This is a genomic window from Sphingomonas sp. PP-CE-3A-406, from assembly GCF_003688625.1.
Classification (GTDB): domain Bacteria; phylum Pseudomonadota; class Alphaproteobacteria; order Sphingomonadales; family Sphingomonadaceae; genus Sphingomonas.
Genome location: NZ_RCWY01000002.1, coordinates 320661 through 337786 on the forward strand (window position 1 = coordinate 320661; position 17126 = coordinate 337786).

At 63.3% G+C, this 17126-nt stretch carries 18 protein-coding genes; 9 read left to right on the forward strand and 9 right to left on the reverse strand.

Features of this window, described 5'->3' with window-relative positions; genetic code table 11:
- Positions 1-3 precede the first annotated feature (3 nt).
- The 4 genes from C8J44_RS07940 to C8J44_RS07955 all read left to right on the forward strand — a co-directional run bounded on the left by C8J44_RS07940 (position 4) and on the right by C8J44_RS07955 (position 1500).
- Positions 4-357: a phage holin family protein gene (locus tag C8J44_RS07940; protein ID WP_235529837.1), complete on the forward strand. Its 354-nt coding sequence runs from the start codon at positions 4-6 to the stop codon at positions 355-357.
- On the forward strand, positions 354-626 hold the full coding sequence (locus C8J44_RS07945) for a hypothetical protein (protein ID WP_056486297.1): 273 nt from the start codon (positions 354-356) through the stop codon (positions 624-626). The genes C8J44_RS07940 and C8J44_RS07945 overlap by 4 nt, the downstream gene beginning before the upstream one ends.
- A gap of 102 nt (positions 627-728) precedes the next feature.
- On the forward strand, positions 729-1208 hold the full coding sequence (locus tag C8J44_RS07950) for a hypothetical protein (RefSeq protein WP_121904095.1): 480 nt from the start codon (positions 729-731) through the stop codon (positions 1206-1208).
- 64 nt (positions 1209-1272) lie between these two features.
- Positions 1273-1500, forward strand: coding sequence for a DUF4170 domain-containing protein (locus C8J44_RS07955; protein WP_056051043.1), 228 nt, complete (start codon positions 1273-1275; stop codon positions 1498-1500).
- A 471-nt stretch (positions 1501-1971) separates the two neighbouring features.
- Here C8J44_RS07955 and C8J44_RS07960 read toward each other — a convergent pair whose 3' ends face one another.
- From C8J44_RS07960 to carA, 5 genes are all read right to left on the reverse strand, one after another.
- A complete protein-coding gene (locus C8J44_RS07960) occupies positions 1972-2622 on the reverse strand; it encodes a rhomboid family intramembrane serine protease (RefSeq protein ID WP_121904096.1) in 651 nt (216 codons plus the stop codon).
- A gap of 5 nt (positions 2623-2627) precedes the next feature.
- On the reverse strand, positions 2628-3104 hold the full coding sequence (gene greA, locus C8J44_RS07965) for a transcription elongation factor GreA (RefSeq protein WP_056052861.1): 477 nt from the start codon (positions 3102-3104) through the stop codon (positions 2628-2630).
- Between the two features lie 75 nt (positions 3105-3179).
- Positions 3180-6512: a carbamoyl-phosphate synthase large subunit gene (gene carB, locus C8J44_RS07970; protein ID WP_121904097.1), complete on the reverse strand. Its 3333-nt coding sequence runs from the start codon at positions 6510-6512 to the stop codon at positions 3180-3182.
- Complete coding sequence (locus tag C8J44_RS18200) at positions 6512-6790, reverse strand: hypothetical protein (RefSeq protein ID WP_147453158.1); 279 nt, start codon at positions 6788-6790, stop codon at positions 6512-6514. The genes carB and C8J44_RS18200 overlap by 1 nt, the downstream gene beginning before the upstream one ends.
- A gap of 1 nt (position 6791) precedes the next feature.
- Complete coding sequence (gene carA / locus C8J44_RS07975) at positions 6792-8006, reverse strand: glutamine-hydrolyzing carbamoyl-phosphate synthase small subunit (protein ID WP_121904098.1); 1215 nt, start codon at positions 8004-8006, stop codon at positions 6792-6794.
- A gap of 140 nt (positions 8007-8146) precedes the next feature.
- On the opposite strand from carA, the gene C8J44_RS07980 reads away from it, so the two are divergent.
- From C8J44_RS07980 to rpoD, 4 genes are read left to right on the forward strand one after another with little or no spacing between them, the layout of a single operon-like run.
- Positions 8147-8599, forward strand: a complete 453-nt coding sequence (locus C8J44_RS07980) for a GatB/YqeY domain-containing protein (RefSeq protein ID WP_107952276.1) — start codon at positions 8147-8149, stop codon at positions 8597-8599.
- 42 nt (positions 8600-8641) lie between these two features.
- Complete coding sequence (locus C8J44_RS07985) at positions 8642-9031, forward strand: endonuclease domain-containing protein (protein ID WP_310886161.1); 390 nt, start codon at positions 8642-8644, stop codon at positions 9029-9031.
- Entirely contained in the window at positions 9032-10891 is a 1860-nt protein-coding gene (gene dnaG, locus C8J44_RS07990; RefSeq protein ID WP_121904099.1) for a DNA primase, read from the forward strand.
- A complete protein-coding gene (gene rpoD / locus C8J44_RS07995; RefSeq protein ID WP_121904100.1) occupies positions 10891-12918 on the forward strand; it encodes an RNA polymerase sigma factor RpoD in 2028 nt (675 codons plus the stop codon). The genes dnaG and rpoD overlap by 1 nt, the downstream gene beginning before the upstream one ends.
- A gap of 105 nt (positions 12919-13023) precedes the next feature.
- Here the strand turns inward: rpoD and C8J44_RS18205 are convergent, their stop codons facing one another.
- Complete coding sequence (locus C8J44_RS18205) at positions 13024-13953, reverse strand: hypothetical protein (protein ID WP_147453159.1); 930 nt, start codon at positions 13951-13953, stop codon at positions 13024-13026.
- Between the two features lie 461 nt (positions 13954-14414).
- Between C8J44_RS18205 and C8J44_RS08005 the strand changes: the two genes are divergently transcribed.
- On the forward strand, positions 14415-14954 hold the full coding sequence (locus C8J44_RS08005) for a pseudouridine synthase (protein ID WP_121904102.1): 540 nt from the start codon (positions 14415-14417) through the stop codon (positions 14952-14954).
- 284 nt (positions 14955-15238) lie between these two features.
- Here C8J44_RS08005 and C8J44_RS18425 read toward each other — a convergent pair whose 3' ends face one another.
- The 3 genes from C8J44_RS18425 to trmD form a co-directional block, all read right to left on the reverse strand.
- Complete coding sequence (locus C8J44_RS18425; protein ID WP_183128740.1) at positions 15239-15424, reverse strand: hypothetical protein; 186 nt, start codon at positions 15422-15424, stop codon at positions 15239-15241.
- Positions 15425-15954: 530 nt separating this feature from the next.
- Complete coding sequence (rplS, locus tag C8J44_RS08015) at positions 15955-16347, reverse strand: 50S ribosomal protein L19 (protein WP_031395442.1); 393 nt, start codon at positions 16345-16347, stop codon at positions 15955-15957.
- Positions 16344-17075, reverse strand: a complete 732-nt coding sequence (gene trmD, locus C8J44_RS08020; RefSeq protein ID WP_056052865.1) for a tRNA (guanosine(37)-N1)-methyltransferase TrmD — start codon at positions 17073-17075, stop codon at positions 16344-16346. Before trmD ends, rplS begins: the two co-directional genes overlap by 4 nt.
- Between the last annotated feature and the right edge of the window lie 51 nt (positions 17076-17126).

The following is a 17126-nucleotide window of genomic DNA, read 5'->3' on the forward strand; positions in this document are numbered from 1 at the left end:
GTCTTGGTCGATCCACTGACGTTCGCGACCGGCGAGGACGAGAGCCTCGTGTCGATCGTCGGTCGCCTCGCGACCGAGACGAAGAGTCTCGCGACCGCGGAAGTCGCTGTCTACAAGGCGAAGTTCGGTGAGACCGCCAGTGCGTACAAGTCGGCCGCGATGTTCTTCGCGGTCGCCGGCGTACTGGCTCTCGCCGCGCTGATCGCACTGCTGGTCGGTGCGATCTTGACGGTGGCGACGCTGGTGGGGCCAGGATGGGCGACCGCCATCGTCGTGGTGGCCGTCCTCGCAGTGGCGGCGATCCTGGCGATGATCGGCAAGTCGAAGCTTCAGACGAAGAGCGAGCCCGTATCATGACATCCGCCAAAGTCGCCGCCGCAGAGATCGAATCGGCCCTCGCCCGCCAGCGCGTCATGATGACGCTCGGGCAGTTGCAGGACCGGCTCAATCCGCGGAAGCTCGCGCTGAACGCCAGCCGCGACGTCGCCGATGCCGGCACCGCCGCGCTCAGCGCCAGCGTCGAGACCGTGAAGCGCAATCCGGGACCGACCGCGGGATTTGCCGCGGTCGCCGGACTGTTCCTCGCGCGCCACCGGATCGTCGGACTCTTCCGCCGCGGGCGGTGACCGCCCTGACCACGGTCACCGTATTGAATCTAGAAGTCCCGGCTCGCGTTGAACCCTCATTGCATTGAACGGCGAGCAGCTTGCCACCAGAAGGACAATTCCATGACCGACGCAAAGACCACTGCAAACGAAGCCGCCCACGAGACCGAGAGCCGCCTGCGCGAAGGCCTCGACACCGTCCGCGAGACCGCCTCGAAGGTCTATCACGACGCCGGCGACAAGGCCTCCGAGGTTCTCGAAGTCTCGCGCGAGAAGACCAAGCGCGTCGTCAGCAACCTCGAATCCAACCCGCTCGGCATCCTCGTCGGCGGCCTAGCTGTCGGTGCATTAGCCGGCGCGTTGCTTCCGCGTTCCGCGCGTGAGAAGGAACTGCTCGCCCCCGTCGGCAAGCGCCTCAGCGAAACCCTTGTCGCAGCGACCGCGGCGGCAAAGGACGCCGGCCGCTCGGAACTTGGCGAACTCGGCCTAACCAAGGACAATGCACGCGATCAGGCCAAGGGCTTGCTCGAGGGTATCGTCAAGGCGGTCACGACGGCCGGTACCGCAGGTGCGAAGGCGGTTTCGCAAAAGCCTACCGTCTAAGGGTTCAAACCGCGGGTCGAACACGCTAGGGAGGCGGCAACCACCTCCCTAGGAAAGCAAGCGCATGAGCAAGCTCCACCTCGTATTCGGCGGCCGCGTCAGCGACCCGCGCACCCTGGATTTCAACGATCTGAGCAAGATCGAGTTCGTCGGCGTATTCCCCGACTATGCCAGCGCCGAGAAGGCCTGGCGTGCTGCGGCGCAGCGTACCGTCGATGACGCCGAGATGAAGTTTGTGGTCGTGCACCTGCACCGGATGCTCGAACCTAACCTGGGCGCGACCGTAGCGTAACGGCCGCCACCTACCGTCATTCCCGCGAAGGCGGGAACCCATACCGGCTACCGTAGCGATCTGATCGCAACGACATAGGCTATGGATCCCCGCCTTCGCGGGGATGACGGTTTTGGCAAGGCCGATCTGACGATCAATTTCGCATGAAACGGCGCCCCCCGCCCCTCTCCCGTTCGGGAAGGGAGAGACGCCAAAGGCGGCGATGGGTGAGGGCACGCCAAGCAGGACTACGGCAACGTGCTCCCGCGGCCTCGCCAGTTCGCGGCTTGGAGCATTAGCCCTTTCCCCCACCCCCGTTCGTGCTGAGTAGAGACCGAATAGCTCCGCAAGGAGCGTATCGAGGGCTCGTATCGAAGCACAGGCCCAGCGCGCCAACCCATCCTTCGATACGCCGCTTCGACAAGCTCAGCAGCTACTCAGGACGAACGGGGTTTGCGTGGATCGAGTGGCGGTAGTTAGGAGCCGGCAGGCTCAAGCCGCCCGGTAATGCCAGAGCAACAACGGCCGAGCCAGCACCAGCCCCGCCAAGAACCCACCGATATGCGCGCCAATGGCGATCGGCCCACTAGCACCAACCGAAGCCCCAAACCCGGCCAGCCCCATCAGCAGCTGGATCCCGATCCACGCCGCAGCCAGCCACACAACATGCACGACCCCAGCCGGTACAGGCCCGATCGCCTGCGCCCGCCGTTCGCCATACAGCAGCGCGTAAGCCCCAACGACGGCGGAAATGGCCCCGGAAGCGCCAATCATCGGCGCAGTGGAGTCAGGCCCGAACGCCCAATGCCCCGCCGCCGCCGCATACGCGCCCAGCACGTACAGAACGACCAACCCGGCCGTCCCCAGCGCCTTCTCGACGAACTGCCCGCAATACACCAGCATCACGAGGTTCAGCGCGATGTGCGCCCAGCCGCCATGGATCAACGTCGCGGTCAGCGGCGTCGCCCAGGACGGCACGACAAACATATGCTCGCTCGGAATACCGAGATCGGTCATCCGCAAAGGGATGAACCCGGCGTTCACCGCCCAATAGCCAAGCGACCCGCTCAGGACCAAAAATCCCGAGACGATGACCGTCACGATCGTGATGATCGCCGTCGCCCGCGTCTCGAAGAATTGCATAAGGCTCAGATGAACTCGATCTTGGAGACGACGTAGTACCGCTCGCCGGCCGGCACCGTAACCTCGACCTCTTCGTCGAGCTTGCGCCCGATCAGCCCGCGCCCCAGCGGCGAATTGTACGAAATGCGCCCGGTCTTCGCGTTAGCCTCGGTCTGGCCGACGATCTGATACTTCACCGGCTTGTCGTTCTCGTCGAGCAACGTCACCGTCGCGCCGAACACGACCTTGTCGCCCGACAGGTCCTTCGGGTCGATGATCTGCGCGCGCGACAGCTTGTCCTCGATGTCGGAGATCGATGCCTCGACCTGGCCCTGGCGCTCCTTCGCGGCATGATATTCCGCGTTCTCGCTCAGGTCGCCGTGTGCGCGCGCCTCTTCGATCGCGTCGACGATCGTCGGACGTTCGGCTTTCAGGCGCTTCAGATCCGCGCTCAGCGTCTCATAGCCTTCCTGCAGCATCGGCATCTTTTCGACGGTCGCCATCATCTCGTCCCCAAATCCATTTCCCCGCGCGAGGCCCTGTACCAGCCCCGCCCACACATCATTCTCATGTCGGGATCAGTCGTGCGACTGCGAATAATAGGATTGCAGCGGCCGTACTTCAAGGCTGTGCGTCGAAAGCTTGGCGATCGCCTTCGCCGCCTCGAGCGAAGCGGGCGCGGTCGTGAAGTACGGAATACGCTGGCCAAGCGCGGAAGCGCGGATCGGCTGCGAGTCCTTCAGGCTCTGCCACCCCTCGGTGGTGTTGAAGATCAGCGCGATGTCGCCGTCCTTGATCCGGTCGACGATATGCGGCCGGCCTTGCGCCACCTTGTTGACCTTCTCGACCGGCAAGCCGGCAAGTGCGAGATGATCCGCGGTGCCACCGGTCGCGACGATCGAGAAGCCCGTATCGACCAACGCCTTCACCGCCTCGACGATCATCGCCTTGTCGCCGTCCTTCACGCTGACGAAGACATTGCCCTTGGTCGGCAGGATCGTCCCCGCGCCAAGCTGAGCCTTCGCAAACGCGATCGTGAAATCGGGATCGATTCCCATGACTTCGCCGGTCGACTTCATTTCCGGTGACAGCACCGGATCGACACCTGGGAACTTGTTGAAGGGGAACACCGCCTCCTTCACCGCATAATAGTCGATATGCCGGTCGATTTTCGGGAGGTTGACCAGCTTCTCGCCCGCCATCACGCGTGCGGCGATCTTGGCGATCGGCGCGCCGATCGCCTTGGCGACGAACGGCACGGTGCGCGACGCGCGCGGGTTGACTTCGATGAGATAGACCAGCCCGTCCTTCACCGCGAACTGGATGTTCATCAGCCCGACCACCGACAAGGCATGCGCAAGCGCCACCGTCTGCCGCTCGATCTCGGCGACGATCTCAGCCGACAGCGAATATGGCGGGATCGAGCACGCAGAGTCGCCCGAATGGACGCCCGCCTCCTCGATATGCTGCAACACGCCCGCGACCACCACGTCGGTGCCGTCGCAGATCGCGTCGACATCGACCTCGATCGCATCGCGCAGATACTGGTCGATCAACACCGGCGAGTCGCCCGACACCTGCACCGCGGTCGCGATGTAATGCTCGAGCTGCCCGATCGTGTCGACGATCTCCATCGCCCGTCCGCCCAGCACATACGAAGGCCGCATCAGCACGGGATAGCCGATCCGCTCAGCCGCCGCGACCGCCTCGTCCCGGCTCCGCGCCAGACCATTGGCCGGCTGAAGCAACCCGAGCTTGGTGATCAGCGCCGCGAACCGCTCACGGTCCTCCGCCAGATCGATCGCGTCCGGCGTCGTCCCGAGGATCGGAATGCCCGCAGCCTCGAGCGCCCGCGCCAAGTTCAGCGGCGTCTGCCCGCCGAACTGCACGATCACGCCCACCAGCGTGCCGTTCTGCTGCTCGACATGCAGGATCTCCAGCACGTCCTCGGCGGTCAGCGGCTCGAAATACAGCCGGTCCGACGTATCGTAGTCGGTCGACACCGTCTCCGGGTTGCAGTTGACCATGATCGTCTCATAGCCCGCATCCGCCAGCGCGAAGCACGCATGGCAGCAGCAGTAATCGAACTCGATCCCCTGCCCGATCCGGTTCGGCCCGCCGCCGAGAATCACGATCTTCTTGCGGTCGGTCGGCTCGGACTCGTTCTCGGGCTCGCCAAAGCTCGGCGCCTCGTAAGTCGAATACATATACGGCGTCTTCGCATCGAATTCCGCCGCGCACGTATCGATCCGCTTGAACACCGGCCGCACGCCGAGCTTCAGGCGATGCTGGCGCACCTCCTCCTCCGTCACGCCGCCGGTCATTGCCTTGACGACCTCGTGGATCAGCCCCGAGCCACGCGCGATCCCGCGGTTCATCCCGCGCAGGTTGGCGGATTGCAGCGCCAGCCACGCGAGCCGCTTGTCGCTGAACCCCATGCTCTTCAGGCGGCGCATACCGGGCGCGTCGATCGGCAGGCCGTCCTTCATCACCTCGGCCTCGGCCGCGATGATCTCGGCGATCCGCTCCAGGAACCACGGATCATACTTGGCGATCGCATGCACCTCAGCGACCGTGAAACCCTCGCGCAAAGCCTGAGCCGCCACCAGCAATCGGTCCGGCGTCGCGACGGCCAGCGCCGCCTCGATCTCCGCCCGTGGCGCGCCGACCAGATGATCGACCTGGTTGAACCCCGACAAGCCTGTCTCGAGCCCACGCAATGCCTTCTGCATCGACTCGTGGATGTTGCGACCGATCGCCATCACCTCGCCGACCGACTTCATCGCGGTGCCGAGCGTGTTCGACGCGCCCTTGAACTTCTCGAACGCGAACCGCGGGATCTTGGTCACGACATAATCGATCGTTGGCTCGAACGCGGCGGGCGTTGCCCCTGTAATATCGTTCTCGATCTCGTCGAGCGTGTAACCGACCGCCAGCTTCGCCGCGACCTTCGCGATCGGGAAGCCAGTCGCCTTCGATGCCAGCGCCGACGAGCGCGAGACACGCGGGTTCATCTCGATGACGACCAGCCGGCCGTCCTTCGGATTCACCGCGAACTGGACGTTCGAACCGCCTGTTTCGACACCGATTTCGCGCAACACCGCGATCGATGCGTTGCGCATGATCTGGTATTCCTTGTCGGTCAGCGTCAGCGCCGGCGCGACCGTGATCGAGTCGCCGGTGTGGACGCCCATCGGATCGACGTTCTCGATCGAGCAGATGATGATCGCGTTGTCGTTGCGATCGCGCACCACCTCCATCTCGTATTCTTTCCAGCCGAGCAGCGATTCCTCGATCAGCACCTCAGTGGTCGGCGACAGATCGAGCCCGTTGCGGACGATCGCGATGAATTCCTCGCGGTTGTACGCGATGCCGCCGCCCGAGCCGCCCATCGTGAAGCTCGGCCGGATGATCGACGGAAGCCCCGTCTTCTCAAGGCCTTCCAAGGCTTCTTCGACAGTATGTGCGATCGCCGAGCGCGCGCTTTCCAGCCCGATGCGGTCCATCGCGTCGCGGAATTTCAGCCGGTCCTCCGCCATGTCGATCGCGTCGGCATCCGCGCCGATCATCGTCACGCCGAACTTCTCCAGCGTCCCATCATGGAATAGCGCCAACGCCGTATTCAGTGCGGTCTGCCCGCCCATCGTCGGCAGGATCGCGTCCGGGCGTTCCTTCTCGATGATCTTGGCGACGATCGCGGGCGTGATCGGCTCGACATAGGTCGCGTCGGCCAGTTCGGGATCGGTCATGATCGTGGCGGGGTTCGAATTGACGAGGACGATACGATAGCCCTCCTCCTTCAACGCCTTGATCGCCTGCGTGCCCGAATAATCGAACTCGCACGCCTGGCCGATGACGATAGGTCCTGCGCCGATGACGAGGATCGAGGAGATGTCGGTGCGTTTTGGCATTATTTCTTTTTGCTCTCGGGGAGGGCTTCGTTTCCAACGAAACCTAGGTTCATTGGAACGCTAGATTTCCGTAGCTGTGCGAGAAGACACTCGATCTTTCCGTACTTTGCGCTTGCCGGGGGTCTGAAGCGAAATTCATCGCTGCCGACGTACCTTAGCCACTTTTTGGGTGTGTGGCATTTGGCTGACATCGCATCGAGCAAGGTTTGGTTTGGATGCGTTGTTTCCGGCGTGCCTGACGTAGCAACCTGCATCGCAATGACGAGCGCCAGCAGCATCTCATTTATCACTCAGCGATGAGACGAACCGCTCGAACAGGTACAAGCTGTCCTGCGGCCCCGGGCTCGCTTCCGGATGATACTGCACGGAGAACGCCGGCTTGTCGGTCAGCTCCAGCCCTGCATTCGACCCGTCGAACAGCGACACATGCGTCTCGCGGACGTTTGCCGGCAGGCTTTCCCGCTCGACCGCGAAGCCGTGGTTCATGCTGGTGATCTCGACCGCGCCGTCGGACAGGCGCTTGACCGGGTGGTTGGCGCCGCGGTGGCCCTGGAACATCTTGGTCGTGGTCGCGCCGACCGCGAGGCCGAGCAACTGGTGGCCGAGGCAAATGCCGAACAGCGGCTTGCCCGTCTCCAGCAGCTGGCGGATCACCGGCACGGCGTATTCGGCGGTCGCCGCGGGATCGCCGGGACCGTTCGACAGAAAAATGCCATCGGGCTTGAGCGCCATAACTTCGTCGAACGTCGCGGTCGCACTTACGACCGATACTTGAGCCCCAGCCTCAACAAGGTTGCGGAAGATATTGCGTTTGCTGCCATAATCGATTGCAACGACATGCGGGCGCAAACCGTCCTTGGTGACACCTTCATAACCTTTGGCCGGCGCATCATACCCAAGGCCCAGCTTCCAGACACCGCCCGGAGCATCCTCACCCCAGCCATAATGCATCTCGGTCGACACGTCCTTGGCGAGGTCCATGCCCTCCAGCCCCGGCCACGAACGCGCCATCGCCAGCAACGCCGCCACGTCGAACTCGCCGCTAGCCGAATGCGCGATCACGCCATTAGGCGCCCCCACCGCCCGGATCCGCCGCGTCAGCGCACGCGTGTCGACGCCCGACAGGCCGATCCGTGCATGCCGCTTCATCCAGCCATCCAGCCCCTCGACCGCGCGGAAGCTCGACGGCTGCGTCACGTCCTCGCGCACGATAATGCCGAGCGCGTGCGGGTCGTCCGCCTCGACGTCGTCGGGGTTCGCGCCGACATTGCCGATGTGCGGAAACGTGAAGCAGATCATCTGCCCGGCGAAGGACGGGTCGGTCAGCACCTCCTGATAGCCGGTCATCGCGGTGTGGAAGCACACTTCGCCGACCGCACTGCCCTCTGCGCCGAACCCGCGACCCCAGATCACGTCGCCATTGGCGAGGACCAACACGCCGGTGGCGCCAGCAGGCATTGCCAAAGACATGGGTGTAGGATTGGTGTCGGCCATCAGGCTGGGCACTCTCTTTACGTTGACGATGTCGCTAAGTGGTGTCCGCTAAGGCCGGCGTGCCGCAGCGTCAATCTGTTAAACGGACGGCGGACGCGCTATCCCGTCGGGCTATCCCGAACCGCCTGAAAGACCAGTACATGATTCGCGACGACATCAAGGCTGCGCAGCTGACCGCCATGAAGGCCGGCGACAAGCAGAGCCGCAACGCTATCTCGTTGATCCAGGCCGCGATCAAGAACCGCGACATCGAGGCGCGGACGGGGAAGGCGCCCGAGAGCGACGACGCGCTGGTGGTCGAAGTCCTCCAGAAGATGGTCAAGCAGCGCCGCGAGTCGATCGAGATGTTCTCGAAGGGTGGCCGCCAGGAGCTCGCCGATGCGGAAACGGCGGAGGTCGCGGTGATCGAACGCTTCCTCCCCCAGCAGATGAGCGAGGCGGAAACATCGGCGGCGATCGAGGCGATCAAGGCGGAACTCGGCGCCACGGGCATGAAGGACATGGGCCGCGTAATGGCGGAGCTGAAGGCGCGCCACGCCAGCGAGCTGGACATGAGCAAGGCGAGCGGCCTGGTAAAGGCAGCGCTGTCGTAAATTCTGCTCCCCTCCCGCCTGCGGGAGGGGTCGGGGGAGGGCATGTTGGACAAAGGCTACAAACGTCCGACAGCCCGCTCCCGCGAATTGCGCGTCAACATGACGCAGCCCGAACGCCGTCTGTGGGAATGCCTGAGCGCGCGCAAAGTCGCCGGAATACGCTTCAACACGCAATTCCCGATCGGTCCCTTCATCTGCGATTTCGTGTCGCGCGGGGCAAAGCTGGTGATCGAAATCGACGGCGATAGCCACGGCCACAGCGAACGTGCCGATCAACACCGAACGCGCTACATCGAGACGATGGGCTACCGCGTGATTCGCTTCTGGAACAACGATGTCATGGAGCGACTTGAAGGCGTGGTCTTCGAAATCGAGCGCGTCTTGGCGGACACGCCCTCCCCCAGCCCCTCCCGCAAGCGGGAGGGGAGTTAGATGGCCCTAACTCCGCAATTCCTCGACGAACTCCGCGGCCGCACGTCGCTCTCGGCGCTCGTCGGCAAGACCACCAAGCTCACCAAAGCCGGTCGCGAGCATAAGGGCTGCTGCCCGTTCCACAACGAGAAGACACCCAGCTTCTACGTCAACGACGACAAGGGCTTCTACCACTGCTTCGGCTGCTCGGCGCACGGCGACGCGATCAAGTGGATGACCGATCAGCGCGGCCTGCCCTTCATGGACGCGGTGAAGGAGCTCGCCCAGGCCGCCGGGATGGACATGCCCGCGATGGACCGCCAGTCCGCCGCCAAGGCCGAGCGCGCCAAGGGCCTGCACGAGGTCATGTCCGACGCCGCCGACTGGTTCACCGAGCAGCTCAACGGCCTCCCCGGCACCGACGCCCGCGCGCTCCTCGACCGCCGAGGGATCAAGCCCGAGACGGCGCGCGCGTTCGGCATGGGGTTCGCCCCCGACAGCCGCGGCAAGCTCAAGACCGCGCTGAAGGATTACGGCGACCCGATGCTGGTCGAGTCCGGCATGCTCATCTCGGTCGAGGGCAAGGACCCGTACGACCGGTTCCGCGGCCGCCTGATGATCCCGATCCGCGACCCCCGCGGTCGGACGATCGCGTTCGGCGGGCGGGTGCTCGACGGTGGCGAGCCGAAATACCTCAACTCCCCCGACACGCCGCTCTTCGACAAGGGCCGCACGCTCTACAACCTCGACAAGGCCGCCCCCGCCTCGCGCAAGTCGGGCCGCGTGCTCGTCGTCGAGGGCTATATGGACGTCATCGCGCTCGCGCAGGCGGGCTTCGGCGAAGCCGTCGCCCCGCTCGGCACCGCGCTCACCGAAGCGCAGCTCGAACGACTGTGGCGGATGGTCGACGTGCCGCTGCTCTGCTTCGACGGCGACGGCGCCGGCCAGAAGGCATCGCTCCGGGCTGCCCACCGCGCGCTCCCCCTGCTCGCCCCCGGCCGCAGCCTCGCCTTCGTCACGCTCCCGCAAGGCCAGGACCCCGACGACCTCGTCCGTGCCGGCGGCCCCGGCGCGTTCGAGGCGTTGCTCAAGACCCCCGAACAGCTCGTCGACCGGCTCTGGGCGTCCGAAGTCGCCGCCGAGGCGCTAGACACCCCCGAACAGCGCGCCGGCCTCAAGCGCCGCCTCCACGAACTTGCGGAGGGCATCGCCGACCCGTCGGTGAAGCAGCAATATCACGCCGAGTTCAAGAACCGCTTCTACGAACATTTCAAACCCGCGCGTGTTCCGTTCACTCCCCGCGGCGAGCGGCCCAGTGGCGGCTGGAAGCCCCCCGCTGCGCCGGTCACCGCCGACGCGAAGGCTTTCCGGGCAATCGGTATTGACCACGCGCTGGCAAAGCCCATTCTCGCCGGCCTTATCCGCCATCCAGCCGAGATTACTCGCCACATGGAGGTTCTAGGATCGCTTCGCCTGCTAGATGGTGAGCTCGGGCGGCTGTTCGAAACGGTCGTAGATGTTGCACTTGAGGACCAAAAGCTTGATAGCGGACGACTGCTTACCATATTGGCAGGGTCCGGTTTCAAATCAGTCGCGAGTGACCTGTTGAGAGCCGATACGATGCCTTTTTCGTTTACGCAGACCGTAGCTGATCCAGCACGTGTCCGATCCGATCTCGACGAGGCCATCATGATTATGGTGGCTAGACCTGAGGTAGATGCGGCGTTGGCTGGGGTTAATAAGGAAGAGGTCACTCTTTCTGCGGCCGCGTTTGAGCGACAGATGGCATTGGTGAAAGAAAAACTGGCGTTGGAAGTCCGACTTGCAAATCTTGTACAGTCGAACGAAGACGCCCGAGCGTTGGGTACCGAGGGCGATTGATGGCTAAGGCGAACATGGCGGAACCCGCCGAGACGAACGAAACCGGCGATGCGCCGCTGATCGACATGAACGATGCGTCGATCAAGAAGGTCATCGCGCGCGCCAAGAAGCGCGGCTACATCACCTATGAGCAGCTCAACGAAGCGCTGCCGCAGGGCGAGATGTCGTCCGACCAGATCGAGGACATCAGCGCCGCGCTGAGCGAGATGGGCATCAACATCGTCGAGAACGACGAAGCCGGCGAGGACGGCGAGACCGAGCCCGCCAAGGACGACGAGGACGAGCCGGAGGCCGCCGACGCGGATGCCGACACAGGGCCTGCGATCGAGAAGAAGAAAGAGACCATCGATCGCACCGACGATCCGGTCCGCATGTACCTGCGCGAGATGGGCGCGGTCGAGCTGCTCAGCCGCGAGGGCGAGATCGCGATCGCCAAGCGTATCGAGGCGGGTCGCGACACGATGATCCTCGGTCTGTGCGAATCGCCGATTACCTTCAACGCGATCATCGATTGGTCGACCGCGCTGAACGAGGGCACGATGCAGCTGCGCGAGATCATGGATCTCGACGCAATGCTGTCGAAGGACCCTGCGCCCGAAGCGATGGCCGAGGACGGCGAGGCCGACGACGGCGAGATCAGCGAGAAGAACGCCGGCCCCTCGTTCAAGGAAGAGGCCGAGCCCGAAGAGCCGTCCGCTGACGAGGACGAGGACGGCGAGCGTCGTGCCCCGCGCGCATCGGACGACGAGGAGGAGGACAACACCCTCAGCCTCGCGCAGATGGAGGAGCAGCTCAAGCCGATCGCGCTCGAGCGGTTCGCCAGCATCACCGCGCTCTACAAGAAGTTCAGCAAGATCCAGCAGAGCCGCGTCGACGCGATGGGCATCGGCGGCGATTTCTCGGCTGCCGACGAGCGGAAATACCAGAAGCTGCGCGAGGAACTCACGGCGGAAGTCGAGAGCGTCCAGTTCCACAACGCGAAGATCGAATATCTGGTCGATCAGCTCTATGCCTATAACCGTCGCCTGACCGCGCTGGGCGGCCAGATGCTGCGCCTCGCCGAGCGCCACAAGGTGCCGCGCAAGGACTTCCTCGATCGCTATATCGGTCACGAGATCGACGAGAACTGGCTGACGACGGTCAACAAGGTCGACAAGAGGTGGACCGCGTTCGTCGCCAACGAGGGCGAGGCGGTCGAGCGCATCCGTGCAGAGATCGCCGACATCACGCAGCAGACCGGCATGGCGCTCACCGAGTTCCGCCGGATCGTCAACATGGTCCAGAAGGGCGAGCGCGAGGCGCGTATCGCCAAGAAGGAGATGGTCGAGGCGAACCTGCGGCTGGTGATCTCGATCGCCAAGAAATACACGAACCGCGGCCTGCAGTTCCTGGATCTCATCCAGGAGGGCAATATCGGCCTGATGAAGGCGGTCGACAAGTTCGAGTATCGCCGCGGCTACAAGTTCAGCACCTACGCGACGTGGTGGATCCGCCAGGCGATCACCCGCTCGATCGCGGACCAGGCGCGGACCATCCGTATCCCGGTCCACATGATCGAGACGATCAACAAGCTGGTCCGCACCAGCCGCCAGTTCCTCCACGAGCAGGGCCGCGAACCGACCCCGGAGGAGATGGCCGAGCGCCTCTCCATGCCGCTGGAGAAGGTGCGCAAGGTGATGAAGATCGCCAAGGAGCCGATCAGCCTCGAAACGCCGATCGGCGACGAGGAGGATTCGCATCTCGGGGACTTCATCGAGGACAAGAACGCGATCATCCCGGTGGACGCCGCGATCCAGGCGAACTTGAAGGAGACGGTCACGCGGGTGCTGGCGTCGCTGACGCCGCGCGAAGAGCGCGTGCTGCGCATGCGCTTCGGCATCGGCATGAACACCGATCACACGCTCGAGGAAGTCGGCCAGCAATTCTCGGTCACCCGCGAACGCATCCGCCAGATCGAGGCGAAGGCGCTGCGGAAGCTGAAGCATCCGAGCCGGTCACGGAAGATGCGGAGCTTTCTCGACCAGTAAGGGTGGGTATAAGCCGATCGAATGTATCAGAGGGCTGTGGTAGAAACACCGCAGCCCTTTCTCGTTAACATGGATTGTTCATTATCTAGCTAGATACCAAGGCTACTAACATGCAGCCACTGGAGCAGTAGTAAATTCAGCAAGTCTGCTGTCCGAGATAATCGAATCGTATCGTTCGATAAAAACTAGAAACTTATCGCGATCGGTATTGTATGTTTCGGCCCACTTTCCAACGCCACCATTGATTGCCAATATCAAATTGTAGATATTGAATGGCTTAAATTCCATTGGAGCCATCTTCGACGCCATATCATCCGAGCCTATGTATGGCATTATCGCAGCTACTTTTCCGGCAAGAACCTTACGCGATGCGATATTGGTCATGTGAACTATGGAATTGCGGAACTCCCAAAGCTCTGCGGATGTGATCCCGACGCGAGCGATATCGACATATGAGTCGATCCAGCGAACAAAATTCCCGTTAGCATCGCCGTACTCGACAAAGGCAATTGTATCGATACACGACATCAATAGCTTCGAGGCCGAAGCGAGATGCCGAATATTAAATAATGTCCTAATTGCAATGAAATAGTCATCACGGATCAATTTGTCAAAACGGAATGAATTTCCTTCCGTGTACTTGATTAGCCAGTCTTCCATGTCGCCTGGTAATTCCTTACCGATTTTATTACCCCAGAACGGAGAAAGGTCGGTTGAAAGATCGATTTGTGGAAGCCCATCGACAATGGCTGTTAGACATACGACCGGCGCTTTTGGCGCATTGTAATAAGAAAATCCTTCCTCGAAAAGTCCGAGGTCCATTCCGAGGCGCTGCTGAGATAGCCACTGCGCAGAGGTAAAAGATCGTCTTAATGGAAAACGACGCGCCTTCGGATATTCTTCGACTACTATCGATTGCAGAAACGCAAGCTTCTCAACATCCGATCCGTCACGACGGCAATGCCGTATGCCAAATTCGCTAGCAGTTCCGTCATCAAAGAATATGAATATGTTGAAGATGCGTTCGCTGCTCATTCCGCTACTATAGATTACCCGTAGCAAAAGCGGTCAATCGATAGTTTGAATACGGATTCCGGCGGCGACGCTATCCGATCGCTATTGGCGTCAATCTTAATGGCAAGAGTCGGCATCGGACTTTGCGATCCTCCCCCGCCAGGGGGAGGTGGCACCGAAGGTGACGGAGGGGGAGGATACGGAACCGAGGTTATCCCTGGCCTCCCCCTCCGTCTGGCAAGAGCCAGCCACCTCCCCCTGGCGGGGGAGGATCGTTGGCTTCGACGTTCGGGAATGATGGTACGCACTGCCGCGCTCCGAACACCTGATCCTCCCCTATAAGTGCAGGTGTCGCGAAGCGACGGAGGGGTGTCGACCATCGTGAGCGGGTCACCCCTCCGTCAGCGCTCTGCGCTGCCACCTCCCCTAGCAGGGGAGGAATTACGGTCGAACCCGGTCGACAATCGCTCTAAAGCCCCGCCATGCCCCGCCTGATCCTGTTCAACAAACCGTACGATGTGCTCAGCCAGTTCACCGACGTGAACAGTCCGACGCCGCGCGCCACGCTGTCGCAGTTCGTCGATGTGCCGGGCGTCTATCCGGCGGGGCGGCTCGACCGCGATAGCGAAGGGCTGTTGCTGCTGACCGACGACGGCCGCCTCCAGGCGCGGATCGCGGACCCGAAGTTCAAGCTGGCCAAGACCTATCTGGTGCAGGTCGAGGGCGATGCCGGCGAGGTCGCGCTCGATCGGTTGCGCGACGGCGTCCTGCTTAAGGATGGCCCTGCCCGCGCCGACGTCGAGCGGATCGCCACCCCCGACCTCTGGCCGCGCGTGCCGCCGATCCGGGTCCGCGCGAGCATCCCCGATTGCTGGCTGAAGATAACGATCCGCGAAGGCCGCAACCGCCAAGTCCGCCGCATGACCGCCGCGATCGACCACCCCACGCTGCGGCTGGTCCGGTGGAGCATCGGCGACTGGACCGTGGCGGATCTGGCGCCCGGCACGTGGCGCGACGCCTGACGGGCGCTTGAGGCGGGCTCACGACCGCCTGTGGGCCGCCTGAGGCGCGTGCGCCTCATGGGCACCCTTCAGACGACAGCGTTCGCGACTGCAAGCGGAACGCCTCCCCACCCACGCCGTCATCCTGACGAAAGTCAGGACCCAGAGCCAAGCAGCGCGGCGTTCGTGATCCTGGGTCCTGACTTTCGTCAGGATGACGGGGCGGCGGGGGTTACGTCACGCTCGCCCTAGCCTCGTCATTCCCGCGGAGGCGGGAACCCAGACTGGCTGGCATCGCACCATGATCACCGGCCCCCGAGGATATGGATCCCCGCCTGCGCGGGGATGACGATGCGTTGCATGACGCGCGGGAGTTGCATGATGGCGATGGCGATGGCGATGGCGATGGCGATGATGGCGATGATGGCGATGATGGCGCACGACGAAAACTCCCTCCCCTTCAGGGGAGGGTCGGGGTGGGGCATGTCCACGCGAGCGCGCTCAGCGTGGCAAGGTCCGTTCAATCCAGGCAGGCAGCCATCGCAATCCGCCAGCAAGACGTGTTTCCCCGCGAAGGCGGGGACCCAGACTGGGCTCCCGCCTTCGCGGGAGAACAAGGAAGCGCAAGTCGGCCTGCGCAGGACCGCGCGTCCCTGTCCGACCGAATAACCGCCTCCCACGCCTCGATGGACAAACGAAGCGTGGAGACCCCGCAGGCATCACTGGCCGGCGAGCTAATCAACTGTCCTACACACCCGGAGAAGCGCACCGTCACCGAATGCCCGCGCCCACCCCCTTTACCTTGACACCACTCCCACCCCCCGACGCCACCCCTACGTCAAGAAAGCTTCCCAGCGTCTACACTTCCTATACTTCCGTGCTGCAGCATAAACGCGAGACACCAACAATCGGCAACACTTCCAACAGCTTGCCGCCCCGACCAGCCCCCACCCCACGCACAACGAAAAAGGGCGCGGGGACCATCGCCCCCGCGCCCTTCTTCAAATCGAACAGTCTCCGATTACTCGGCGGCTGCAGTGCCCTTGGCAGGGCGCATGTCGCGGCGCTCGGCGATACGCGCTGCCTTGCCGGTGCGGCCACGCAGGTAATACAGCTTGGCGCGACGCACGGCGCCCTTGCGGACGACTTCGATCGAATCGACGTTCGGCGAGTAGAGCGGGAAGACGCGCTCGACGCCCTCGCCGAAGCTCATCTTCCGCACGGTGAAGTTCGAGCCCATGCCCTTGTTCGAGCGCGCGATGCACACGCCCTCGTAGTTCTGAATACGCGTGCGCTCGCCTTCGACGACCTTCACGCCGACCTTCAGCGTGTCGCCAGGGCGGAAATCGGGGATCGTCTTGTTGGCCAGGAACTTCGCGATGTTCTCGGCTTCGATCGTCTGCAACAGGTTCATGTCTCGTCCTCGTGTCGCTGCGCGCCAGAGGGCGACTGGACCCGAACGCCCTCATGGCGCTCCCAAAGGTCCGGTCGCCGTGACCGTGTATCGATCTCCGCGCGGCGTTTGCGCCATGCAGCGATCTTCGCATGATCCCCCGATCGCAGCACCTGCGGGATCGTGCGCCCTTCCCATGATTGAGGTCGGGTATAATGCGGATATTCGAGCAGCCCCGTTTCGAAGCTCTCGTCATCCCCACTAGAAGCCGCGCCCATTACGCCGGGCAGCAGCCGAATGCAAGCATCGAGCAGCACCAGCGCCCCCATCTCGCCGCCCGACAGGATGTAGTCGCCGATCGAGACCTCCTCGATCTCGCGCGCCTCGAACAGCCGTTCGTCGAACCCCTCGAACCGGCCACAAAGAATGGTGACGCCCGGCCCCTGCGCGAGCTCGCGAACCCGCTCCTGGGTAAGCGGCTTACCCCGAGGCGTCATGGCCAGCACCGGCCGCCCATCCGCAACGCTGTCGATCGCCGAGGCCACCACGTCGGCCCGGAGCACCATCCCGGCCCCGCCCCCCGCCGGCGTATCGTCCACCGACTTGTGCTTGTCCGTCGCGAAGTCCCGGATCTGCACCGGCGAGCAGGACCACCGCCCCTCCCCCAGCGCCCGGCCCGCAAGCGACGTCCCCAGCGGCCCCGGAAACATCTCCGGATACAGCGTCAATATCGTGGCAGCGAAAGTCACGGCGTCCAATTCTCTATGCGGTTGCGCCATCGTGCGGCGCCGAATGCGCCC